This window comes from Enterococcus sp. LJL51 (genome assembly GCF_054871795.1).
This window is the reverse complement of the sequence record NZ_JBTXLW010000015.1, coordinates 1-21,730: the sequence shown is the minus strand read 5'-3', so window position 1 is coordinate 21,730 and position 21,730 is coordinate 1. Positions and strand designations below refer to the sequence as shown.

The following is a 21,730-nucleotide window of genomic DNA, read 5'->3' as shown; positions in this document are numbered from 1 at the left end:
TAAAAAAAGGCTTGTCTGTTGGTAAAAATGCTAGAGTATTCATAGACATACAAATAGACAGCTCTTCTTCGAAATAAAAGAAGAAATAGAAACAGTGATTTCTGCTTTTTATTCCAAATTCCAAGTTTTCATTTAGTTTTTATTATGCTAACATAAATTGATATAGAGATATTTTTGCTTTCATTCCGGATTCTTCAAAGTAAACGAGTGTTTAATTCAATCAAAAGTCATGAGATAATACGATAGAAAATAAAAAAGAATACGAATGACGGGAGAACCAGGATGATTAAAGGGATAATATTTGATATGGATGGTGTATTGGTTGATTCTGAGTACACTTTTTTAGAGTCCAAAACTGAAATGCTGAAAGATGCTGGCTTTTTGAAAGATATCAGCTATCAGTATCAATTTATGGGAACTACTTTTGAATTTATGTGGCAGAAAATGAAAGAGGAGCTTGGACTGCCGGATTCAGTTGAATCCTACATCAAAGAAATGAATAGTCGCCGAGCGACGATGATAAAAAGAGATGGAATTCGTGGAATTAGAGATGCAGTACCATTGGTTCGTCATTTAGCAAAGCAGGATATAAAAATAGCCGTGGCCTCTTCCTCGCCTAAAAAGGAGATCCTCTATAATATGAAAGAGCTTGGTTTACTTCCTTGCTTTGATGCCTTAGTCAGCGGAGAAGAGGTGGAAAACTCTAAACCAGCGCCAGATGTATTTTTGGAAGCGGCTAAACAGATAGATGTTTTGCCGGAAAACTGCCTCGCCTTTGAAGATACAAAAAACGGCAGTCTGGCAGTAAAACGGGCGGGTATGTTTTGCGTAGGGTTTAAGAATCCTGAGTACCCGGCACAGGACCTTAGTCAGGCGGATCAGGTTATTTCCAGTTTTTCAAACCTCAGAATGTCGGACTTAAAGAGGTGGTTTTCTGAACAATAATCAACGCATCACCAAAAAAAGCGTTTGAGACATAATTAAATGTCCAAACGCTTTTTAATTAGTCTAAGCCAATCAGATAGTCATCGTCTTTCATTGCTTCTACTTGCCCCAGCAGGTAGCCGTTTCCTACTTGGGAGAAGAAGTCATGATTACTAGTTCCAGTAGATAAACCATTCATAACAATTGGATTCACATCGTTGGCAGTATCGCCAAACATTGGGTCCATCCCCAAGTTCATTAAGGCCTTATTGGCATTATAACGCAGGAAGGTTTTTACTTCTTCAGTCCAGCCGAGATCATCATACAATTCTTCTGTATAACGTTCTTCATTTTCATATAATTCATAAAGTAAGTCGTACATCCAAGCTTTCATCGCTTCTTGTTCATCTTCGGCTAATTCATTGAAGCCAAGCTGAAATTTATAACCGATGTAGGTTCCATGAACGGACTCGTCGCGGATAATCAACTTGATAATTTCTGCAACATTGGCCAGTTTGTTGTTGCCAAGATAATATAGCGGTGTATAAAAACCAGAGTAGAATAAAAATGTTTCTAGAAAAACACTGGCAATTTTTTTCTCTAAAGGTGTTCCATTTTTGTAGATTTCATTGATGCGCTCTGCTTTTTTCTGCAAATAGACATTAGTATTTGTCCATTCAAAGATATCGTCAATTTCTTTTTTTGTATTTAAAGTACTAAAGATAGAGGAATAACTTTTTGCATGGACAGATTCCATAAACTGAATATTATTTAGTACAGCTTCCTCATGAGGAGTCCGAACATCTTTGCGAAGCTGGTCCATACCGCTTTCAGATTGAACGGTATCCAGTAATGTCAGTCCGCCAAAGACATAGCCTACTGTTTGTTTTTCTAGCTCAGAAAGTGTACGCCAGTCATCTAAATCGTTAGATAAAGGAATACGGGTATCCAGCCAAAATTGCTCAGTCAGCTTCTCCCAGGTTGATTTGTCAATGATATCTTCAATTGCGTTCCAATTAATCGCTTCATAATAAGTTGCCATAGTTTTCTTCCTTTCTGCCTAAATAATCAAAGTAAACCGGCTGAAGCAAGATAAGAGGAGCGTTAATCAGCACGTTCTCTCTAATAACTTTCTATTAGACCATGGTGCTTACTGGAAGCATGCCGATGATTCGCAGTCCAAGGTTGTCCAGTTTGCAGCCGGTTGTAGATCATTAGGTTGTCCTAGATGACACAGCTTTCACATTGATTACTACCAATTTCTTCAGAATCTTCAGTGAAAGTCCGTACGTAATAAATTGATTTGATGCCTTTATGGAAAGCATAATGGCGTAAAATATTTAAATCTCTGGTTGTCTGTTTCGTTGTTTCTTTCCATTCATACAGACCTTCTGGAATTTCTGAACGCATAAAGAGCGTTAAACTCATTCCTTGATCCACATGCTGCTGAGCAGTAGCATAAACATCAATTACTTTACGCATATCCATGTCATACGCTGAGGTGTAATAAGGAATCGTATCATTAGCAAGATGAGGTGCAGGATAGTAAATTTTTCCGATTTTCTTTTCCTGACGTTCCTCAATCATACGAGTAATCGGGTGAATACTGGCACTTGTATCATTGATATAAGAAATTGATCCGTTTGGAGCGACTGCCAATCGGTTTTGGTGATACAAACCATCCTGCATAACAGCATTTTTCAGTTGTTCCCAATCTTCCGCTGATGGAATAAAAATTCCTTTAAAAATTTCTTTTACTTTATCAAATTGAGGGGTAAAATCACCATTGATATATTTATCAAAATATGTGCCGTCAGCATAAGCTGATTTTTCAAAGTTATGGAAGGACTGATTATATTCTTTAGCGATTGTATTGCTTTCAGCCAACGTCCAATAATTTAGGAGCATAAAATAGATATTTGTAAAGTCCAATGATTCTTCCGAACCATACTCCATGTGGTTTTTGGCAAAGAAGGTATGGAGCCCCATTGCACCTAAACCGATTGTGTGGCTGAGCTTGTTGCCGTTTTGAATAGTCGGAACAACATCAATATCAGATGAATCTGTTACAAAGGTCAATGCACGAGTCATCGCACGTACTGATTTTCCAAAATCGGGACTTTCCATTAAATTAACAATGTTTGTAGAGCCTAGGTTACAGCTGATATCAGTTCCCATAACCTCGTACTCCTGCTTGCCGTTAATAACAGAAGGTGTTTGTACCTGTAGGATTTCAGAACAAAGATTGCTCATAATGATTTTTCCATCAATCGGGTTCTGTTTATTTGCTGTGTCAATATTAACAATATAAGGATAGCCTGATTCCTGCTGCAGCTTGGAAATTTCATTTTCCAAATCTCGTGCTTTGATTTTTGTTTTACGGATATTCGGATTGGCTACCAAATTATCATATTCCTCAGTAATATCTACATAAGAGAAAGGAACACCATATTCCCGCTCCACACTGTAAGGGCTGAAAAGATACATTTCTTCATTCTTACGAGCTAGCTCATAGAATTTGTCAGGTACTAATACACCTAGAGAAAGAGTTTTTACACGAACTTTTTCATCTGCATTTTCTTTTTTTGTTGATAAGAACATTTCAATGTCAGGATGGAAAACATTCAGGTAAACCACGCCGGCACCTTGCCGCTGACCAAGCTGATTAGAATAACTGAAGCTATCTTCGAAAAGCTTCATAACAGGTACTACACCGCTCGCTGCGCCTTCGTAGCCCTTGATTGGAGCACCGCCCTCTCTTAAATTAGAAAGAGTGATTCCAACACCGCCGCCAATTCTTGATAACTGTAGTGCAGAGTTGATTGAACGGCCGATGCTGTTCATATCATCTGTGACTTGAATTAAGAAACAAGAGACCAGCTCGCCACGACGTTGTCTGCCGGCATTTAGGAATGACGGTGTGGCAGGCTGGTAGCGCTGATGAATCATTTCATCTGCAAGACTTATGGCCAGCTCTTCATTTCCATCAGCAAAATACAACGCATTAAAAGCAACACGGTCTTCATACGATTCCAGATACTCTGTCCCGGCATTATTCTTCAATGCATATTGAGAATAGAATTTGTAAGCAGCCATAAAAGATTTAAACTGGAAGTTTTGTTCTGCTAGAAACTGATACAAACATTCAATAAATGCTAAAGAATATTTCTTGATGAATCCTTTTTCAATATAATCATTCTCAGTTAAATAGCTGATTTTTTCTGATACATTAGCAAATTTTTTAGTATTAGGTAAAACATTTTCATTAAAAAAAGCCTTCAGGGCTTCGCCATCCTTATTTAAAGGAATTTGTCCGTTGACAGGACGATTGATTTCGTTATTTAACTTGAAATAGCTAACATCTTTAATTTCTTTTAAACTCAATCTCACTCACTACTTTCTTAAAGGATTCGACATCTTCGGTTGTTCCGCTGAATTCAAAGGAGAAAACTAGCGGTACATGATAATCTCTGGCAATGTCTTTTGCCGTATAAATAAAAAGCTCAGCGAAGTTACGGTTGCCGCCTCCGGCTACGCCTTGTAAAAAGTCTTTATTGGATTTGTAATCCAGAAAATCATTAACAACTTCAGTAATTTCTATATCATAAGTAGGGACAATCAAAACAAACGGCTCGTTTATCTCAAAAAAAGGATTCGCAGGCTCAATTTCATAAGCTGGCAAATCCAATTTTTTTATAAAGCGTCTGGTCTGTCCGGTCACACTAAAATAGACTATTTTCATAATTAATTTGCCAATTGCTTCAATTGATCAGGACGGAACCCGACAACTGTAGTGGCATCAGAAGTAATCACTGGAACGCTTTGATATCCTTGTTCCTTTAACCAGTCAATCATCTCAGGCTGATTATCGATATTTACTTCCTCAAAAGTAATGTTATTTTCATTTAAAAAGCGTTTTGCCATGTTGCATTGGATACAATTATTTTTAGAAAAGATTTTTACGTTCATTTTTTTTGCCCCCTTGATTAATCTACATTCACTAGTATAAATCTCTTTAGGAAAAAGTCAACACTTAGGCACTACATATTGTGGTCGTTTTTTTGTTAGATACTATGTTTTGTGTTTTTTTAAGATTTATGAAAACCAGTCGCTATGAGAGTTTTCCCGAGAAAAAGAGGTTTTTTATCTTTATAAATTGACGAAAATAAAAAATTTTTGAAAAAAATTTGCTGTCTAAAATACAAGATATAGTGGTCAGTTTTTTTAGAGACACTATTTTTTAGACGAAAAATAGGATTAGCTAAAAAGTTACTTTTTGTGTATAAACTTTATAAAAATATTCAATGCACGAACCTCTAATCTTATAAGTCTGTTATTTCAGCTTCGTTAAATGAGCTCCTATAGTAAATAGGCAGGCAAAAGGAAACGCACGTTAATCTACTAAAATTCATTTTTTAAAGATATAAAATTGGCAGGTTATCGTTAATATTCTGAGGGTTTTAAGTGGTGTAATATTGACAACTATATATAGAAGGAGTATTCTTATTGATAATGATTATCAATCCCAATGAAGCTGGAATTGAAACTTTTTCACAAAAAAAGGAGGAACTTAGATGCTGACTTTAGTAGATGCTGAAATCAATACGGTATATATAGTAAAAGAACTCACTGTCTCTGACGAAACAAAAAAACACTTAAATAACCTGGGATTGATTGTAGGCGGTAAGATTGCACTGGTTAGCTATTCTAATGGAAATGGCATTATCCTCCTTCATAACAGTCGGATTGCCTTGAGTAAATCAGTATTAGAACAAATTATAATAGATGAAGAAATTCTGGAAGAAGAGAGCTGGTTGTCTTTGGATCAGCTAGAGGTTGGAGAGACGGCAACCGTTATTAGTGTTCATGGTCAGGGGGCAGTTCGCAGGCGGTTGATGGACATGGGGATAACTAGAAATGTCGAATTACTGGTTAGAAAGAGAGCTCCTTTAGGAGATCCGATTGAAATCAATCTTAGAGGGTATGAACTGACGCTTAGAAAAAATGAAGCAGAGCTGGTTTTAATAAAGAGAGTGGGGTAAGAAATGAACGAGTGCCAAATTGCATTAACAGGGAATCCGAATAGTGGAAAAACGACAGCCTTCAACGGACTAACGGGTGCCAATCAATATGTTGGAAACTGGCCGGGAGTGACTGTAGAGCGCAAAGAAGGAAAATGGAAACAGAAGAAGAATGTGCTGATTCAGGATTTGCCGGGTATTTACTCGCTCTCACCTTATACACCGGAGGAAGTAATTGCCAGAGATTTTCTGCTGGAACAACAACCGGAAGCCATCCTTAATATAGTAGATGCAACGAATCTCGAACGAAATCTATATCTGACGACACAACTAATCGAAACAGGTATTCCTGTGGTTGTCTGTCTAAATATGATGGATATTGTTGAAAAAAGTGGAAAACAAATCAATTTTCAGAAGCTGGCGTACAGTTTAGGAACCAAAGTCGTTGGAATCAGTGCGGTCAAAAAAAGAAATTTGGATGAGGCTGTGGAAAAAACACTGCAGCAAGTTGAATCAGCTGAGGAAATAAATTATCCTCAATATGATAAACGCCTAGAGGCTGCATTAAATGAAATCACTGGTGTTTTAGGTACGACGGTTTCGAAAAAACAGGCGCGCTTTTATAGTGTGAAACTTTTTGAAAGAGATCCTCAGATACAAAAAACACTGCGGCTAAATAGTGAGCAGCAGAAAGAAATTGAAGAAATTATTAAAATAACAGAAAAAATCTTTAATGATGATAGTGAGACGATTGTGATTAATGAACGGTATGATTTCATTGCTCGTCTTACTGCTTTGTGTGCAATTGAGGAAGATGAACTGAAACTAAAATTAAGCGATAAAATTGATCAAATTGTGACTAACCGCTGGTTAGCCCTGCCAATATTTGCACTAGTTATGTGGCTTGTCTACTATCTGGCAATTCAGACCATAGGTACTCTAGGTACTGACTGGGTCAATGAAGAGCTTTTCGGTTCGATTATTCCTAATACTGTTCAGTCGTGGCTGGATAACTGGCAGGTTGCTGGCTGGATGCAGAGTCTGATATTGGATGGAATCCTTGCTGGTGTGGGAGCAGTCTTAGGGTTTTTACCTCAATTAGCTGTGCTGTTCTTATGCCTGGGCTTTCTTGAGGATTGTGGTTATATGGCAAGAATTGCTTTTGTGATGGATCGAATGTTCAGAAAATTTGGCTTATCAGGAAAATCGTTTATTCCCATGCTGATTGCTACTGGCTGCGGCGTCCCGGGTGTGATGGCTAGCCGGACCATTGAAAATGAAAAAGACCGTCATATGACCATCATGGTCACAACCTTTATGCCCTGCTCAGCTAAGCTGCCAATCATTGCACTGATTGCCGGCGCATTTTTTCCAAACAGCAGCTGGGTATCTCCGTCAGCTTACTTTTTAGGTATTGGAGCAATTATTCTTTCGGGGATTGGCTTAAAGAAAACCAAAATCTTTGCTGGTGATCCAGCTCCCTTTATTATGGAGCTGCCGGCCTACCATTTACCCCAGCTGAAAAATGTTATCCGCTATTCATATGATAGAAGTAAAGCATTTGCTAAGAAAGCGGGAACCATTATTTTTGTCTCTAGTATCATTATTTGGTTTACCTCCACCTATACCTTCACTCTTCAGGAAGCCGAAGGCGACCAAAGTATTCTAGCAGCAGCCGGTCGTCTAATTGCACCAATTTTTGCGCCATTAGGCTGGGGTAACTGGCAAGGGGCGGTTGCGACAATCACTGGATTAGTAGCGAAGGAAAATGTGATTGGAACTTTTGGGATTTTATTTGGACATGTAGAAGAAGTATCTGAGAACGGTCAGGAGTATTGGCAGGCGCTGCAAAGTGCTTTTACACCAGTAGCTGCGTATTCTTTCCTTACATTCAATTTGTTATGTGCGCCCTGCTTTGCTGCGATTGGAGCTATTCGCCGGGAATTGCCAGATTTGAAATGGCTGGCAGGGGCAATCGGCTATCAATGCGGATTGGCTTACGTCGTTAGCTTTATCATTTACCAAATTGGTCATGTGATTTTTGAAAACGGTACTTTGGGATTTGGCACATTGCTCGCTATTATCTTGATTTTCACAGGTATTTATTTATTAATTAGAAAGCCAAAGAATTTAGGAAAGACACCAGTAGGCGTTCTTCCAATCACGGAAAAGGGGTAGGAATATGGCAACGATTGTTTTAGCTGTTATCATTTTCGGCAGCGCCGGCTATATCGTCTATAGTCGAATGAAAAAGGGACAGGACTGTACAGACTGTCATACAACTTGTCCAGTGAAGAAAGAACAGGAATGAGATAGAAGGATTCTCTGTCAGTGTAAAACTGGCTGCTGACAGAGAAGGGGTTGATTGTTTCACGCAATTTTAAACAGAGAAAAATAGTGAGTAGAATCTTTCAAATTTTAATAGAGATTTCACTTGAATAAGTGAGACTGTGGTGCTACAATAGTTAAGTATTGTTTGGGCCGTTAGCTCAGTTGGTAGAGCAGCTGACTCTTAATCAGCGGGTCGCGGGTTCGAGCCCCTCACGGCCCATTGGGTGCCAAACCCACGAGAATGGTATTCTGTCGGCGTCTTCGGACGTTTAGAAGATGGAGTACGCATTCTCTTTTTTTGTTTTGACCACATTTTGACCTCAATCTATTTATTCGTCTTTAACGAGTTTGATAATTTTAGAAATGTCATCAATATCCAAAGCATCTGCAATTCTTTCGATATGAGGTAGATAGATTTTCTCTCTTTTTCCATTTGCTAACTTGTTAATGATTGATGGTTCAATATCTGATAAACGAGCTAATTCTCTAAGAGATATTCCTCTTTCCTTAAAAAGTTCTTTCAAACATATTTTTACTTTTCTATCCATAAGTATCCCATCTTTCTTTTTTATTGTTGTCTATAGAGACATCGGATAGTGAAATGAGAATACAGGTGGTCACCATTAGTAAAAATAAGTAGAATGCTGATGGATAGTATAAAAACGGGTATCACTAGAAATAAACAACCGATAAAAGAAATTAGTTATCAAGGTATTCATGAAATTAGTGATTTGTTAGAGCGATTGAGTTCTTGGGATTAACCTCTTAAAATTTTAGATGATTTTTTAGTGAGAAAAGTAATCCAGTCAATAAAAAGAAGATAGTAAAAGAATATCATGCGTGCTCTCAATTATTTCATGCGTTCCATTTTGAGTTTGGCAATTCGATACAAAGGACTGAAGGACAGATTGAAGAGTTGAAGAATCGGAAAAAGGCATGAAAAAAGAACAATGATATCATGCTGGGTATCATTGTTCTTTTTATGCTATTTTGATTCCGTGTTCATTAATTGTGCAAATCGTTGTACCGCTTGTTTATTTACTTCTTTTGTAATATGAAGATACACCTTTCTCATTGTTTTAGAATCTTCGTGTCCGATTCGTTCTTGTATCGCTTGTAAATCAATACCAGCATCTAGGAGTAAGCTTACGCGGTGTGGCTAAACTTGTGAAGCGTAAGGGGGTTACTATTAACTAATTTTTACAGGTATCTTTTTAGACAGAAACCTATTGCTCTTCTTGATTCCGGATAACCGCAGAAGTTCCCTTCTAGCTTGGTAAAAACAAAATTTTTATCATGATAAGCAGGAAAGATTTTTTTAATCTCTTCTTGCTCAAATTGCATAACACTTAATTGTTCTAAAACAACCTTATCCACTAAAATAACTCTGTTAGACTTTTTTGTTTTTGGAGTAGTCAAGTAGTATACCTGTATGAAATTCAACATGCTTTAGAAATTTCAATAACTCGTTTTTTGTAAAATAAAGATCTTCTAGAGACTGTTCTTTTTGCTCTTCAATAGTTTTGGCTGGTCGGGAATGCGTATTTTTTGTTTAAAAATCTGTTGTATCTATCATGTTAGTCTGATATTCATTGATTTCGGGATTTAGTAAACGATTTATTTCACTTTCCATCTGTTCAGCCCATAATGTTTCTCCCATATTTTGCAGAGTTTCAACAAATGTTCTAGCGACTTTTTGGTAGTGATACTCTTTTGTGGTTAAGTACAAATACATATTATGTAAATATCCAATGTTTAGATGATAGTGGTAATCCTTTACACCAGAATCCATAGATTTCGCTAGGTCAATATACCTCTCAGCCAACAAATAATTTCTCTCAAATAAATACTTTGTGATTATATTAGTTACTCCATTAAGAACAAACAATCTAGTTTTCTGATTTCTTAAATGACAATATTTAATTGGATATGCCGCTTTTGAAAGGAGGTCAATCTGTGTATCGTCAAAAATGAAAATGGTATCGCTTAGTAAAACATAGTCAAAATGAGTAAAAAAACTTTTATTTGATAGGTAATGGTATATTTTGTGCATATCTTTTTTTGATAGAGGAGTAACTTCTTTAAAGCGATGGCCCAAATGAATCTTTATTGATACAAGATTTGAGTATTCCTGTATGTTAAGATTGCTCCGATTATTTAAATCATAATATATGGAAAGTAACTTTTCTTTTGACTGCAAATCACTTGAATTAACTGAACAATTATAAAATAGCAACCGAAATTTATTCTGTTCTTCGTCAAGCTCAACAACAGAAAAAAATTCTTCTTGGCCAATTCCTGCCTTCTTTAAAATATCTCTTATCTCTTCAAAAGGCACTGTTTGCTTGCCGTTTTCTATTTTTGAAAGAGTGGGTTGTTTCATATAATCAGGTCGGACACTTTTTTGTGTCAAGTTCATGTTCTTTCTAAAGAAACTTAAGGCTTCTCCAACTTTCAAAAAAATCCCCCTTTTTTATAAAAATATAACTTACAAGAATAAATTTATCAGGAAAATGGCGAATAATCATAAAAATGGGAGTATTGTTAATAATATGTATGTTATTTTATTCTAATTTGTTATAAACACTCATCCTCTATTTATTTTCCTTTAATGATTTGCTACAATCCGAATATAGCAATATAAAAAGGAGGTTTTTAGATGGATGCAATTATGGTTTTAATCAGCAGGGTACCATGCATCATCGGAGTAAGTCCGTAGACACGAAAAAACAGGAGCACATTCACAGATTGACCATCATGTAAAAGCACATAGCTAGTGCTGCTCCCGCTTTGTAGAAACCTACGTTTAAAGTATGTCAGATATCTATGGAGCAAAACACTGAATATTAATTTAAATAAAAAATCCTGTTATTTAACTAAGCCCTTAATCATAAATTATAAGGGGTTGTTATCATGAAACTGAGTAATGAAAGTAACTCAATGTCTGAGAAAGAATATGTTGAATATATTATAAAAATGCTTTATCAGATAAAAGATATACATTTAATAAAAAAAATCTATACTATTACTAGTTATTACTATAAACAGGCTGATTAATCAGTCTGTTTTTTTGTTTCTGCATTTATCTTGTCAATCATACTTTCAAGCGCATCCCATTCGGATTTATCAAATTTTGAAAAAGCTCGGAATAGATTTCTATGGAATTCATTATCCCCAAAGTTAACCTCATCAAACAGCCTCATTATTGCATCTTCTGATTCAGAAAACATATTTCCTTTTCCAGTATCCAGCCATAGGGGGTCTACATTGAACTCCTTTATCATCAAACGACGTGTGGATTCTGGGATAATCCGCTTCCCTTTCTCCCAGTTTGAAACAGTTGACTTAGTTACTCCTAGCCTTGTACCAAAATCTTCTTGGTTCAATCGCAAAGATTTACGTAACTCAATTAGTCTATTTAGCATTTCATCATCTCCTTAGTAAATATTTAAACAGAAAAAGTAAACTTAGTCAACTTTTGTATTGACAAAGTTTTCTAAGTCGATTAATATGTTGTCAAAGGCGATATGAGTCTGGAGGTGAAGAACATGACAAAAGCAACAATTGAGCAAATGAAACAAACAGCACAAAAAGTTTACTTCTATGGATGTGGAAGTTTAGCAGTTCATTATGGGCTATATAGTTGGACGGGCTAGAAGCAAAAATATAAAGGAAAAGATGCTTTGATAAAAGAAATGTTCAATAAATAAGCAGCATAGGAGGAAAAAGTGATGTTGCATTATTAACAATCCGCTGATCCTTCTTATTGTTGTGAAACAAGTGAGGGACGAGCTGATGTTAAACAATACCTACTTGGTTTTCAGAGCTAAACATTTTTGTTGCAACCTCACGTAAATATTTTGAAGAAAAACAGGGCACAATTTTAAAGCCGTTAGTTACTCTTCGTTTTCTTGTGAAATTTGATTATGGAAATCCTACATTCAAAATCGATGAGAATCACCTTTGTGGTTTGAACACAGGAAAGGACATCATTGGATTTGGAAAAGAATCGAGTATCTAGAGAAGGAAGTAGCAGAATCTAGAGAAGGTTGTTTGAAAGGAATGAGAAATGCAATCAAACAAAAAAACTTGTCCGAAAACAAGGTTTTCGTAGCAACCCAGCGAGAGTTGCTAATCTGAATTCGTACTTAGATTATAACACTCCCAGAGGCTGGTCACAACGAATGAAACGCTGTAGTATCAACATTTATCACCCTCGTATACTGCATTAACATTCTGATGTAACAGAAGTAATTGGTGAGGGAGATAGGGAAAGCTGTTATTCATTAGAGAAAAAATAATAAGGTGTGGTGGATATGCTGAAGGAGATATTATTCTCCACACAGGTATAACAGAGAAGACTGTTAGAGACAGACGAGGAAAGCGAAAGAAAATATCTAGGTCTAGCCAGAATAAGGTGAACGATAAAAATTCATCAAGATATTTGACAATGGTATGTAGGGGGATTGGAGAATGGAACTTTCTAAGAAACAACAAATGGCTTTATGCTTCGCAATTGAAGAACATGATTATAAAGAAGTGCTAGATAGTATTAGCAGCATTTACTATTCGTCATATCTTAGCCCACTGGAGACAATAGAGGTTATTAGAGAATATTTGGATTTTGTAAAAAAAGAGGTTTCCAATCTGGAATTAAAAAACATAGAAGGAAAGTAAGATGAAGAGTCATCGAAAGGGGGTATAAATTTGACAGTAAAAAAGTAGTTGAGTTTTCAGATGAGCAGCTTAAGGAACTCGCTGAAATAGTTATTAATCGTCTAATAAGCTTTTTCCTAGCTGCAACTTGTGGAAATAAGATTATGCAACAGTCAACCTAACATTGATAATTAAAATAATGTTTGGCTAGGAAGGCATTACGTAGAAAATGACAGACGGATGGAACATAACTAAATTCCCAGACTTTTCGTACGCTTAAATCCGCATAAATGGTGAGACAGTAACACATATGGGCACTGAATTGCAACGAGTAACCGCAGAAGCAGCTTTTTCGACAATAAGCCGAAATTTAGTAAACGTTTTTGGCGCACCAGATAGGAATCGGTCAACATCGAATGGTTTACCTTCGTGTTTCCTGTCATTTTCATAATTTCCGACTTATTGCTTTAAATCACTGTGACTGCTCACTGCGTAAGTAGAACAGATGCTGAAAAGTATCTAATTGGTGCTTGAAGCTAATCGTTTCTGTCTCAACCCCCGTTTGCTTTTGTTTGAAAGGATAAAACGAATAGACCACATTGAAGAGATTAAAAAGATAAGAGAAGAAAAGCACCTGGATCATATTGCTGCCGCAATAGAAGAAGTAATACGTATGTTATCAAAATAGAAAGAAAGCAGGCTTGAGTTTTTAAGTCTGTTTTTTTATCGGAAGAGTTGCCTCAGTGTATTGAGGAATATAAACGATTTAAAGCTTTAGGTCTGTAACAATGTATGTTCGCTTGAATAATTGTAAGGAAAATGAAAGTGTAAAAGTTATCCTTAGTAAGTTGGGTTCTATAAAGTTCTCATGTATAATAGAAAAGATATGAGTAAGAGAAACTAAATTAATTGAGATTAGCTGGTAGAAAGTATCTGGTGAAGAATATAAATCAAATAGGTTTTAATGATAGAATTTGACATACTTATGAGAGGTTTTTTATGAAGCACAAGAAAGAAAAAAGACATAGTGAATGGTACGAGCTTTTAATTAGCTGCGGATTGTTCTTGTTGGGTGGAATACTTTTTGGGTATTTGTTGTTTAATAATTTGGATTATCAAGAGGAGGCAGCTTGGCCTAGTCATGAAGGATATCGGCTTTCGAAAGAAGAGATTATCCAGATTCCGATGCTTATCTCTGAATCTGCGGGCGATGATGAAGGAATTAGTGTAAATCCTAATTATCAAGAGGAGTATCTGGAAACTTTATTGAAAGAGAAAACAAATGGAATAGGAATAAGCTATCCTAACTCAAAGCCTGTTTTCCAGTTAGTAGATATAGGTAATGGTCAAACGGTCTATCGGATAACGGCAGAGCTTTCCAGTTTGCGTCAAATTGATTCGGTGCAATTCCCTGTCTGGGGTGAACAGAATGGTCAGAATGATTTGCAGCTCTATGATGCAGTTTATGATGCTGAGACAAAAAAATGGCAAAGTGATATTTTAGTTGAGAATCATCAAGAAGCTGGAAGCTACTATGCAGATATTATTGTGAACAAAAAGAGCGGACGCATTGAGCAAACAGAGTTAGGGAAGTTTAAGGTGGATAAACCCAGCATCACGGCGGAACTTGATCCAACACGTACAGACAAAGGTCAATTCGATGTAAGAGTCACAGTTGATAGTAAAGCTCCTGTGGCAGAAATCAAGGTTTCTGTCTGGTCAAAGGAAGACCAAAGTGACCTGAGATGGTATGAGGGAAAACGGCAGGATGATGAAACCTATCAGGTTCGGATGGACTACGAAGATTTTGACTTTAGCAATGGCGTGTATACAGCAGAAGCCTATCTGACAAGCGCAAATGGTTTACAGGCTCATGCAGCAGCTGGAACTGCCGAGATTAATATGAATTATCCTGTCAGAATCCGTGTTCAGGGGGATACTGCATTGTTCAAGGACAGACAGTTGACAAATGAAATAAAAAAAGTTTCTTCGAATAGTATGGCGTATATCAAAGGAATTGTTTACAATTCTGAACAGAAAATTTATAGAACGGATTCCGGCTATATCCCAGCTGATGGACTTCAGGTAAATGAGATGATGGAAGATATTCGTTATGTAGCTCATCGGGGAAATCATCAAGCAGCCCCGGAAAATTCAATTCCATCTTTTGAGCAAGCAGATACGTGGGGCGTGGAAACAGACATACGTTTGACCAAGGATAAGAAGTGGGTTGTAATGCACGATGGTACAATTGATCGAATGACTAATGGTAAAGGAAATATCAGTGATTTAACCTTGGAACAAATCCGAAGCTACAGAATAATATCCGGCTCGAATGTTTCTACTTATAGTCAGGAACAGCTAGTGGTTCCCACTTTGGAAGAGTTTCTCAGCATCATGGGCAGCAAGCAAGGCATTCCATTTATAGAAATTAAGACAGAGAAAGTAGCAGCAGCAGACTATGATCACCTTACGCAATTAATTGATCAATACGGCTTCTCTGAAAGAGGTGTTGTCATTTCTTTCAATTATGAAAATCTAAAAGAAATGAAGAGCAGACTTCCACAACTACAGGTTCAACTGTTAAGTGAAAATCTGAATGTAAAAATGATTGAAGAAGCAGCTGCTCTAGGTGTGAATGCTGGACTAGATATCAAATATAATCCTGCAGTTTCAACAGCAGATTTAATCGCAAAAGCACAGCAAAAAGGTCTATCTGTTAACCTTTGGGGCGTACCGCGGGATAAATTTCCACAGATGGAGGCTTTAGGGATTGATAATTTAACGACAGATTTTGATTAATCAATTATTTAAAAATTACTGATGAAGTTCTGATATGCGGGAGCAGCTATTGCATGTCAGAACTTTTTGTAGCTGTGTCCAAACAAATGCCTTTCTTTTTTCTAAAAAAAAGATGTGTGCTATCCTTCAATTAAAGATAAACTCTATTAAAAAGTGAGCGAAAGGACTATTTTTTCTATAAAATGTCATTTTGCAGGATAAAAAAATTTTTATAGAATTTATTATAGAAAAAACAATGGAGGGAACACCATGAAAGAGTATTTTTGGTTTGAAAAAAAAGATGATGACTTCCCTTTTTACAGGAATCTTCCGTATAGCGTTGCAGGTTGGCAATGGTTAGTTATGCTGCTATTTCCTTTTTTAGGATTTTTGTCTTTAACAGTGGTTTATATACCAAGCCTTTCTATCTATGAAAATGAGCTTTTTAGTGGAATCGTTTTAGTTCTATCTGGTTTCTTGGGGTTATTTTTAGCAGTTGGTAAAGACTGGAAAAAGCTATTTAGGAGAATTTATCCAAAAGAAATCCTGCTGGTCATAGGTTATGTGCTGGGGGCGATTCTTTTTGCTTCTTTACTTGGAGGTATTATTGAACTGCTGAGTGGCACTTTGGCCGATAATCCAGCAGCCACAAATTCAGAAGGTAAAGCAGCTCTAATGGAATATTTACTTCTAAGATTCCAGGAAATTTTTCAGTTGTTCGGTGAAGAATTTCTAGCAATCATCCCTTTTTTAGCAGTCCTTCATTTAATGGTTGCTCGTTGGCAGTTAAGGAGGAAAACAGCAGTAATTATCGCTTGGATTGTTTCATCCGTAGTCTTTGGATTGCTTCATCTGCCCACGTATGATTGGAATATTATTCAATGTGTGTTTCTCATAGGCGGCAGCCGTATGGTGTTGACATTGCCTTATATCCAAACGAAGAATATTTGGATTTCTTATTTTGTTCATTATTTATATGATATGCTCATCTTTACAGCGGCATTCTTGAGTTAATACGTTTTAGTTTAGGAGGAAAAGTCATGAAAAAGAATTATTTACTAATAGGCAGTTTAGTGTTTTTGACTGCGCTAATTGTTGGATGCAGCAATTCCAATGATAAATCAAAGGATTCAACCGACAAAAGCAGTAGTGAGACTAGTTTAACAAGTAGTAAAGAGTCGTCTGAATCAGAAACAAAGCAATCAACAGCAAAATCAGGGAGTACTATAGAGGGGAGTTCTCAAACGAGTGAAACATCCGCACAGGCAAATGAAGCTACTCCGGAGGACCAGGCGAACAGTATATTAAATAGTCTGACTAAGCTGTTTCCAGCTGATGCACTGCCTTCAGAGATTTTAACAGCGAGTACACCAAACTATGTCAGTGCAGCCACAACGCCATCGGAAGACCAAGCAAACTACCGAATTTTATACTATGCTGAAAATCATCCGATTGGACTGAACAGCAAGGAATTAAACGAGCTTAAGCCGATTGCTTCTTTTGAAAAAATAACGTTTGGTACGAACGAAGAAGCAAAAGCCGCGGTTGATAAGCTTAGTGATTCAGGTGGAAATCCAGTCGATCTTGGCTTTGGTTTGACGGGATATATGCAGGGAGCAGCTGGATCCAGCTACTTGACATGGGCAGAGGGGAATTGGAATCTTACTGTAAAAGCTTCAAATATTGAAGGGGAAGATCCTGTTTCTTTAGCGAAAGAAGTTGTTAACTATTTGGAAAAGAATGCTTTGCCAGCACCAGATACTGATGGGAAAATCAGTTTAGAGGTTGGTGAAAACGGCGACTATCAGACCAACAGTGTCATTTGGCAAAAGCAAAACGTTGTCTATAAAATATATCACTTTAACGCATTACGCGCTATACAAATGGCGGTTTCAGCTCGTTGATGAAAAAAGGAATGGAAGACTAGTCAAACTGGCTATTTTCCAGTTCTTGAAAAGCAAATAAACAGGGTCTTAAAAGCCCCCCTATCCAGCTTGCCAGTCAAATAGGGGGGCTTCGCTATACTTCTTTTACTTACTATTGCGTAATTCTGCTTTTATCTGGCTGAGAATGAGCTAGACGACTGGCAGCTGAAGCGGCTATAGCGCCTACAATATCATCAAGAAATGTATGAACAGAAACGCCGTCATGAGAATTCAACTTAGCCAGAATACCAGGCTTCACTTTATCGATATAACCGTAGTTGGTAAAGCCGATTGAACCATAAACATTTACAATAGATAAAGCCAAAATTTCGTCAATTCCATAAAGTCCTTCATCATCAGACAAAATCTGCTGAAGGGGCTGGAGTAGTTTTTTCTCTTCTGCAAGTATATCCAACTGAATCCCGGTGATAATGGTGTTGTGCACTTCTCGTTTCGATAAAACTGCTTCGACATGTTCAATACAGGTTTCTATATCCAGCTTGTCTACATAGTCTTTTTGCAAAAACATAACTAAATCAGCAATATCTTCTATTTCCACACCTCTCTGCTTTAATAATGCACGAGCTGTTTCTTCTAATGTTTTCCCCTGAATAACCATATTATTTCCTCCAACGTGATTTTTTTACTATAATACAACAATGGTATACTAAATATATCCTAAAAAGCAAGGGAAGAACAATGAATCCATTAATTGAGTGCTGTGAACAAAACTTGGCAAAAGGCGGATCACTGCTGCTGGAGAATCCTTTTATAAATGAAAATAGCGACCTCATCACTTATTCCTGCATAAATGAGTGTGTACTATGCGCGCAAAGCTTTTATGTATTATTTGAGGGAGAAAGAATTAGCGGACAAACACCGGAAGAGCTGTTAGAGAAAGTGAAAGAGGCTATTTATCAATGGCAGAATGAGATGATGTAATAAAGCTAAATAAAAATAAACAGATAAAGATACCTGCTAAAAGGATCTTCATCTGTTTATTTTTGTAGGATTAGCCTGAAAAAACTTCAGGATTAATTTTCTCAAATAGACTGGTACTATGCATCGGTTGAGTCCGTGCGTCCGGCTGGATGAAATGCAGTGCGTTGTTAACCGCAGTCGGTGCTTCGCCAAAACCAGTGGCAATCAATTTTACTTTTCCCTTATAAGTAGAAATATCCCCAACCGCGTAAACTCCGGGAATGTTTGTGGACATATCAGACTCAACATTAATTGAATGACGGGATATATCCAATCCCCAGTCTTTTAAGTGATCTAAAGAAGAAGTAAATCCATAATTGACAATTAAAGAATCCACTGAAAGCCTACGCACCTGCTTCTCCTTCGCATGTTTTAGCTGAATACCGTAAAATGAACCAGCCTCAAGCAGCAGCTCGTCAATGATATAAGGGGTGAGAATTTGAACGCTAGAGCTTTTTAGTTTCTCCACACTATGTTCATGCCCGCGGAATTCTGGCCTGCGATGAATAATTGAAACTTCTTCAGCAACAGGCTCCAGCATTAAAGCCCAGTCAATTGCAGAATCACCACCGCCGGCAATTGCAACTTTTTTACCGGAAAAAGTACTTAAATCCTTTACGAAATAATGGATGCTTTGATCTTCAAAAGTATCTGCCCCATCAATAGTCAGACGCCGGGGCTGGAAGGAACCATTTCCGATAGCTAAGATAACCGCTTTGGAGTAGTGGGTGCCTTTATTGGTTTCAATTTCAAGGTGTCCTTCTTTTTGAGTGAGGTTTGTGACCTCTTCCTCTAAAAAAATATCATGGTCAAATGTTTCCAACTGTTTTTCCAGGTTAGCGACCAAATCGGCTGCTTTTACTGCTGGGTATCCGGGTACATCATAAATGTATTTTTCAGGATACAAAGTTGTTAATTGTCCTCCTAATTGAGGTAAACTGTCAATCAGTTTTGTTTTAGCTTGTCTCATACCGGCATAAAAAGCAGCAAAAAGTCCGACAGGACCGCCGCCTATAATTGTTAAGTCATAAATCTCAGTTGTATGGGTCATTACATTTCCTCCAAATTCATCGAACAAATTATCGGATAAAATAAACAAGTTACGTTTCAATCATTTTTCACAAAATAGCATTTGTACAGGAAAAAAGCAAGTAATAGTTTGTGAATAAGAAAAAGTTTTAAAGATTCTAAGAAAAGAAAATGGTAATTTTTGCTGAGATTAGGTATGATAAAACAATAATCATTTTTAAGGAGGAACTACTTGTGAGTGAATTTCCACAGTTGAATTTAGAAAATGTATCAGGACCAAAAGCGGTAGTAAAGACGAATAGAGGAGATATTACTATTCAGCTTTTCCCGGAACAAGCACCTAAAACAGTAAAAAACTTTGTCGAGTTAGCAAAAAAAGGCTATTATGATGGTGTGATTTTTCATCGAGTAATTCCAGACTTCATGATCCAAGGCGGCGACCCAACTGGAACAGGAATGGGCGGTGAAAGTATTTACGGCGAAAAATTTGAAGATGAATTTTCAAAAGAAGTCTTTAATTTACGTGGTGCTTTATCCATGGCTAATGCTGGACCAAATACTAACGGTAGTCAGTTCTTTATTGTAAACAAGGTTGAAATGCCGGCAAATATGTTGGAGCAGCTGGAAGGCGCTGGTTTTCCAAAAGAAATCATCGAAGCCTATAAAAACGGTGGAACACCATGGCTTGATTTCCGCCATACTGTATTTGGTCATGTAACTGAAGGCTTGGATATAGTGGATGAGATTGCTGGTGTCCAACGTGATGCGCAGGACCGTCCGACATTTGATGTTGTAATTGATACGGTAGAAATCACCGACTAAAGATAAAGGGAGTGGGACATAATCCACTCTCAAAAAGAAAACAAGCTCGATTTTGATGATGAATGTCAAAATCGGGCTTGTTTTTTCTTCTTCCCTTCTCTTTCTCTCCATATATTTTCCTAATTTTCTTAGATTTAGTGCCATGAGAGCTAAACCAACATCAATCTTCGCTCCTTGTTTTCCACGTAAATGGAAACGATGGAACGCCAAATGAGCCTTTAGATGTCCAATGTCTCCTGACTTCTGAATCGATTAATGGTGCGATAGCTGACTTGTTCGTGGTTCGCTAACCAGCGCATACGATAGCTGTCATCCAACAGAAATTCCATTTTCCGACCAGAAAAGACACGCTGAGTATACGCATACAGAATAATTTTTAATAGCATCTTCGGGTGGTAGGCCGGTCGGCCTAATTGTTCTTCTAATTTATTAAAGAGTGTTTGCGGCATGGCTTCGACTAAGGCATTAACCGCAAAAGCGACATCTGTTTCGGGAATAAACTGTTCCAACTCTAATGGTAAAATCGTTTGATTGATGGTATAATTTTTAAACATAAAAGCACGCTCCTTTTGATTGGGTTTGGTCACTTTAATCATACAAGGCTGTGTGCTTTTTGTGTACCCTAAAATTAAAAAAGTGAGACAATAATCAGATTTTCTTCTGACTATTGTCCCACTTCCTTATATTAAGACTATAGGCTATTTCTAAAACAGAAGAATATCTGCAGTCCTGCTATCACAATTTTTATAATAGTTTTTCAATTGTTATTTTAGCCCATCATTCATGAAACAGGCTTGATTCCTGAAATTTGTTCAAGTCGTATATGCCAAGGTACAGATGAACTAAAGTGATACTCTGGCATCGCTTTTCCATTATTATCCATATAAATGGATTTTAAAATTTTAATTTGATCCAAATGTCCCAAGTGCTTCGATACACTTCCATCAAAATAATAAGCATCCTCTTGTCCAGGTACTCCTGCACGTGGTTTCCAATAAATACATTGCATAGTCGTTTCTCCTTTTCTTGTAATTTCACTACCACTTACGGGTGTGTTAAATAGACTAATTTCTTCTTGACGACGGCGCCGTAAACCTTCTTCAAATTCTGATCCTGCGTTGATATAATTAGGGAAGGATTCCGTAATGTAACTATCGGAAGCATTTCTATCCCAATTATCTACTGTAAAAATTCCAGTACCACAATTATAGGCAAGACTTACCATCGCATCGAATTGATTTTGATTAAACGAACGAGTAA

General features: G+C 37.0%; 22 protein-coding genes, 1 tRNA gene and 1 pseudogene. 11 read left to right on the top strand and 13 right to left on the bottom strand.

What is annotated here, in order from left to right; genetic code table 11:
- Positions 1-282 precede the first annotated feature (282 nt).
- Positions 283-945, top strand: a complete 663-nt coding sequence (locus ACYSNQ_RS13305; RefSeq protein WP_426084063.1) for an HAD family hydrolase — start codon at positions 283-285, stop codon at positions 943-945.
- 58 nt (positions 946-1,003) lie between these two features.
- Here ACYSNQ_RS13305 and nrdF read toward each other — a convergent pair whose 3' ends face one another.
- The 4 genes from nrdF to nrdH form a co-directional block, all read right to left on the bottom strand.
- Complete coding sequence (gene nrdF, locus ACYSNQ_RS13300; RefSeq protein WP_426084062.1) at positions 1,004-1,966, bottom strand: class 1b ribonucleoside-diphosphate reductase subunit beta; 963 nt, start codon at positions 1,964-1,966, stop codon at positions 1,004-1,006.
- Positions 1,967-2,148: 182 nt separating this feature from the next.
- The gene (gene nrdE / locus ACYSNQ_RS13295) at positions 2,149-4,308 is read right to left on the bottom strand and encodes a class 1b ribonucleoside-diphosphate reductase subunit alpha (protein WP_426084061.1); all 2,160 of its coding nucleotides are present in this window, start codon (positions 4,306-4,308) and stop codon (positions 2,149-2,151) included.
- Positions 4,289-4,666 carry a class Ib ribonucleoside-diphosphate reductase assembly flavoprotein NrdI gene (nrdI, locus tag ACYSNQ_RS13290; RefSeq protein WP_426084060.1) on the bottom strand — a complete coding sequence of 126 codons (378 nt, stop codon included), beginning with the start codon at positions 4,664-4,666 and terminating at the stop codon, positions 4,289-4,291. The genes nrdE and nrdI overlap by 20 nt, the downstream gene beginning before the upstream one ends.
- A gap of 2 nt (positions 4,667-4,668) precedes the next feature.
- Positions 4,669-4,893 (bottom strand): glutaredoxin-like protein NrdH, encoded by a 225-nt coding sequence (gene nrdH, locus ACYSNQ_RS13285; RefSeq protein WP_426084059.1) that lies wholly within the window; start codon positions 4,891-4,893, stop codon positions 4,669-4,671.
- Positions 4,894-5,498: 605 nt separating this feature from the next.
- Between nrdH and ACYSNQ_RS13280 the strand changes: the two genes are divergently transcribed.
- From ACYSNQ_RS13280 to ACYSNQ_RS13265, 4 genes are all read left to right on the top strand, one after another.
- Positions 5,499-5,966, top strand: a complete 468-nt coding sequence (locus tag ACYSNQ_RS13280; RefSeq protein WP_426084058.1) for a FeoA family protein — start codon at positions 5,499-5,501, stop codon at positions 5,964-5,966.
- 3 nt (positions 5,967-5,969) lie between these two features.
- On the top strand, positions 5,970-8,123 hold the full coding sequence (feoB, locus tag ACYSNQ_RS13275) for a ferrous iron transport protein B (RefSeq protein ID WP_426084057.1): 2,154 nt from the start codon (positions 5,970-5,972) through the stop codon (positions 8,121-8,123).
- Positions 8,124-8,127: 4 nt separating this feature from the next.
- On the top strand, positions 8,128-8,256 hold the full coding sequence (locus ACYSNQ_RS13270) for a FeoB-associated Cys-rich membrane protein (protein WP_426084056.1): 129 nt from the start codon (positions 8,128-8,130) through the stop codon (positions 8,254-8,256).
- A gap of 167 nt (positions 8,257-8,423) precedes the next feature.
- Positions 8,424-8,496: transfer RNA gene (locus tag ACYSNQ_RS13265), tRNA-Lys, on the top strand.
- 109 nt (positions 8,497-8,605) lie between these two features.
- Here ACYSNQ_RS13265 and ACYSNQ_RS13260 read toward each other — a convergent pair.
- From ACYSNQ_RS13260 to ACYSNQ_RS13245, 4 genes are all read right to left on the bottom strand, one after another.
- On the bottom strand, positions 8,606-8,824 hold the full coding sequence (locus tag ACYSNQ_RS13260; RefSeq protein ID WP_426084055.1) for a helix-turn-helix domain-containing protein: 219 nt from the start codon (positions 8,822-8,824) through the stop codon (positions 8,606-8,608).
- A 652-nt stretch (positions 8,825-9,476) separates the two neighbouring features.
- Positions 9,477-9,653 (bottom strand): hypothetical protein, encoded by a 177-nt coding sequence (locus ACYSNQ_RS13255; RefSeq protein ID WP_426084054.1) that lies wholly within the window; start codon positions 9,651-9,653, stop codon positions 9,477-9,479.
- Positions 9,654-9,828: 175 nt separating this feature from the next.
- Positions 9,829-10,734 (bottom strand): helix-turn-helix domain-containing protein, encoded by a 906-nt coding sequence (locus ACYSNQ_RS13250; RefSeq protein WP_426084053.1) that lies wholly within the window; start codon positions 10,732-10,734, stop codon positions 9,829-9,831.
- Positions 10,735-11,329: 595 nt separating this feature from the next.
- The gene (locus tag ACYSNQ_RS13245; RefSeq protein WP_426084052.1) at positions 11,330-11,701 is read right to left on the bottom strand and encodes a helix-turn-helix domain-containing protein; all 372 of its coding nucleotides are present in this window, start codon (positions 11,699-11,701) and stop codon (positions 11,330-11,332) included.
- A 1,048-nt stretch (positions 11,702-12,749) separates the two neighbouring features.
- Here ACYSNQ_RS13245 and ACYSNQ_RS13240 point away from each other — a divergent pair.
- Positions 12,750-12,953, top strand: coding sequence for a hypothetical protein (locus ACYSNQ_RS13240; RefSeq protein WP_426084051.1), 204 nt, complete (start codon positions 12,750-12,752; stop codon positions 12,951-12,953).
- Between the two features lie 230 nt (positions 12,954-13,183).
- Here ACYSNQ_RS13240 and ACYSNQ_RS13235 read toward each other — a convergent pair whose 3' ends face one another.
- The gene (locus tag ACYSNQ_RS13235) at positions 13,184-13,375 is read right to left on the bottom strand and encodes a hypothetical protein (protein WP_426084050.1); all 192 of its coding nucleotides are present in this window, start codon (positions 13,373-13,375) and stop codon (positions 13,184-13,186) included.
- A 556-nt stretch (positions 13,376-13,931) separates the two neighbouring features.
- Between ACYSNQ_RS13235 and ACYSNQ_RS13230 the strand changes: the two genes are divergently transcribed.
- The 3 genes from ACYSNQ_RS13230 (at position 13,932) to ACYSNQ_RS13220 (ending at position 17,617) form a co-directional block, all read left to right on the top strand.
- Positions 13,932-15,734, top strand: coding sequence for a glycerophosphodiester phosphodiesterase family protein (locus ACYSNQ_RS13230; RefSeq protein WP_426084049.1), 1,803 nt, complete (start codon positions 13,932-13,934; stop codon positions 15,732-15,734).
- Between the two features lie 249 nt (positions 15,735-15,983).
- Positions 15,984-16,727 (top strand): CPBP family glutamic-type intramembrane protease, encoded by a 744-nt coding sequence (locus tag ACYSNQ_RS13225; protein ID WP_426084048.1) that lies wholly within the window; start codon positions 15,984-15,986, stop codon positions 16,725-16,727.
- Between the two features lie 26 nt (positions 16,728-16,753).
- Positions 16,754-17,617, top strand: coding sequence for a hypothetical protein (locus ACYSNQ_RS13220; RefSeq protein ID WP_426084047.1), 864 nt, complete (start codon positions 16,754-16,756; stop codon positions 17,615-17,617).
- A 133-nt stretch (positions 17,618-17,750) separates the two neighbouring features.
- Here ACYSNQ_RS13220 and ACYSNQ_RS13215 read toward each other — a convergent pair whose 3' ends face one another.
- Positions 17,751-18,257, bottom strand: coding sequence for a phosphatidylglycerophosphatase A family protein (locus tag ACYSNQ_RS13215; protein WP_426084046.1), 507 nt, complete (start codon positions 18,255-18,257; stop codon positions 17,751-17,753).
- A gap of 80 nt (positions 18,258-18,337) precedes the next feature.
- Between ACYSNQ_RS13215 and ACYSNQ_RS13210 the strand changes: the two genes are divergently transcribed.
- Complete coding sequence (locus ACYSNQ_RS13210) at positions 18,338-18,580, top strand: DUF1450 domain-containing protein (protein WP_426084045.1); 243 nt, start codon at positions 18,338-18,340, stop codon at positions 18,578-18,580.
- Between the two features lie 70 nt (positions 18,581-18,650).
- On the opposite strand, the gene ACYSNQ_RS13205 is transcribed toward ACYSNQ_RS13210, so the two are convergent.
- The gene (locus ACYSNQ_RS13205) at positions 18,651-19,670 is read right to left on the bottom strand and encodes an NAD(P)/FAD-dependent oxidoreductase (protein ID WP_426084044.1); all 1,020 of its coding nucleotides are present in this window, start codon (positions 19,668-19,670) and stop codon (positions 18,651-18,653) included.
- 212 nt (positions 19,671-19,882) lie between these two features.
- Here ACYSNQ_RS13205 and ACYSNQ_RS13200 point away from each other — a divergent pair, with 212 nt between their 5' ends.
- Complete coding sequence (locus ACYSNQ_RS13200; protein WP_426084043.1) at positions 19,883-20,470, top strand: peptidylprolyl isomerase; 588 nt, start codon at positions 19,883-19,885, stop codon at positions 20,468-20,470.
- A gap of 230 nt (positions 20,471-20,700) precedes the next feature.
- Here ACYSNQ_RS13200 and ACYSNQ_RS13195 read toward each other — a convergent pair.
- Positions 20,701-21,024 (bottom strand): annotated as a pseudogene (locus tag ACYSNQ_RS13195) (transposase); the annotation flags it as partial.
- 227 nt (positions 21,025-21,251) lie between these two features.
- The coding region (locus tag ACYSNQ_RS13190) for a glycoside hydrolase family protein (protein ID WP_426084042.1) at positions 21,252-21,730 on the bottom strand (479 nt) is incomplete at its 5' end.

Excerpts from the sequence above, each read along its gene's own strand:
- ACYSNQ_RS13305 (WP_426084063.1), top strand. The coding sequence starts at position 283 with ATGATTAAAGGGATAATATTTGATATGGATGGTGTATTGGTTGATTCT.
- nrdF (WP_426084062.1), bottom strand. The coding sequence starts at position 1,966 with ATGGCAACTTATTATGAAGCGATTAATTGGAACGCAATTGAAGATATC.
- nrdI (WP_426084060.1), bottom strand. The coding sequence starts at position 4,666 with ATGAAAATAGTCTATTTTAGTGTGACCGGACAGACCAGACGCTTTATA.
- nrdH (WP_426084059.1), bottom strand. The coding sequence starts at position 4,893 with ATGAACGTAAAAATCTTTTCTAAAAATAATTGTATCCAATGCAACATG.
- ACYSNQ_RS13280 (WP_426084058.1), top strand. The coding sequence starts at position 5,499 with ATGCTGACTTTAGTAGATGCTGAAATCAATACGGTATATATAGTAAAA.
- feoB (WP_426084057.1), top strand. The coding sequence starts at position 5,970 with ATGAACGAGTGCCAAATTGCATTAACAGGGAATCCGAATAGTGGAAAA.
- ACYSNQ_RS13270 (WP_426084056.1), top strand. The coding sequence starts at position 8,128 with ATGGCAACGATTGTTTTAGCTGTTATCATTTTCGGCAGCGCCGGCTAT.
- ACYSNQ_RS13260 (WP_426084055.1), bottom strand. The coding sequence starts at position 8,824 with ATGGATAGAAAAGTAAAAATATGTTTGAAAGAACTTTTTAAGGAAAGA.
- ACYSNQ_RS13245 (WP_426084052.1), bottom strand. The coding sequence starts at position 11,701 with ATGCTAAATAGACTAATTGAGTTACGTAAATCTTTGCGATTGAACCAA.
- ACYSNQ_RS13240 (WP_426084051.1), top strand. The coding sequence starts at position 12,750 with ATGGAACTTTCTAAGAAACAACAAATGGCTTTATGCTTCGCAATTGAA.
- ACYSNQ_RS13235 (WP_426084050.1), bottom strand. The coding sequence starts at position 13,375 with ATGACAGGAAACACGAAGGTAAACCATTCGATGTTGACCGATTCCTAT.
- ACYSNQ_RS13230 (WP_426084049.1), top strand. The coding sequence starts at position 13,932 with ATGAAGCACAAGAAAGAAAAAAGACATAGTGAATGGTACGAGCTTTTA.
- ACYSNQ_RS13225 (WP_426084048.1), top strand. The coding sequence starts at position 15,984 with ATGAAAGAGTATTTTTGGTTTGAAAAAAAAGATGATGACTTCCCTTTT.
- ACYSNQ_RS13220 (WP_426084047.1), top strand. The coding sequence starts at position 16,754 with ATGAAAAAGAATTATTTACTAATAGGCAGTTTAGTGTTTTTGACTGCG.
- ACYSNQ_RS13215 (WP_426084046.1), bottom strand. The coding sequence starts at position 18,257 with ATGGTTATTCAGGGGAAAACATTAGAAGAAACAGCTCGTGCATTATTA.
- ACYSNQ_RS13210 (WP_426084045.1), top strand. The coding sequence starts at position 18,338 with ATGAATCCATTAATTGAGTGCTGTGAACAAAACTTGGCAAAAGGCGGA.
- ACYSNQ_RS13205 (WP_426084044.1), bottom strand. The coding sequence starts at position 19,670 with ATGACCCATACAACTGAGATTTATGACTTAACAATTATAGGCGGCGGT.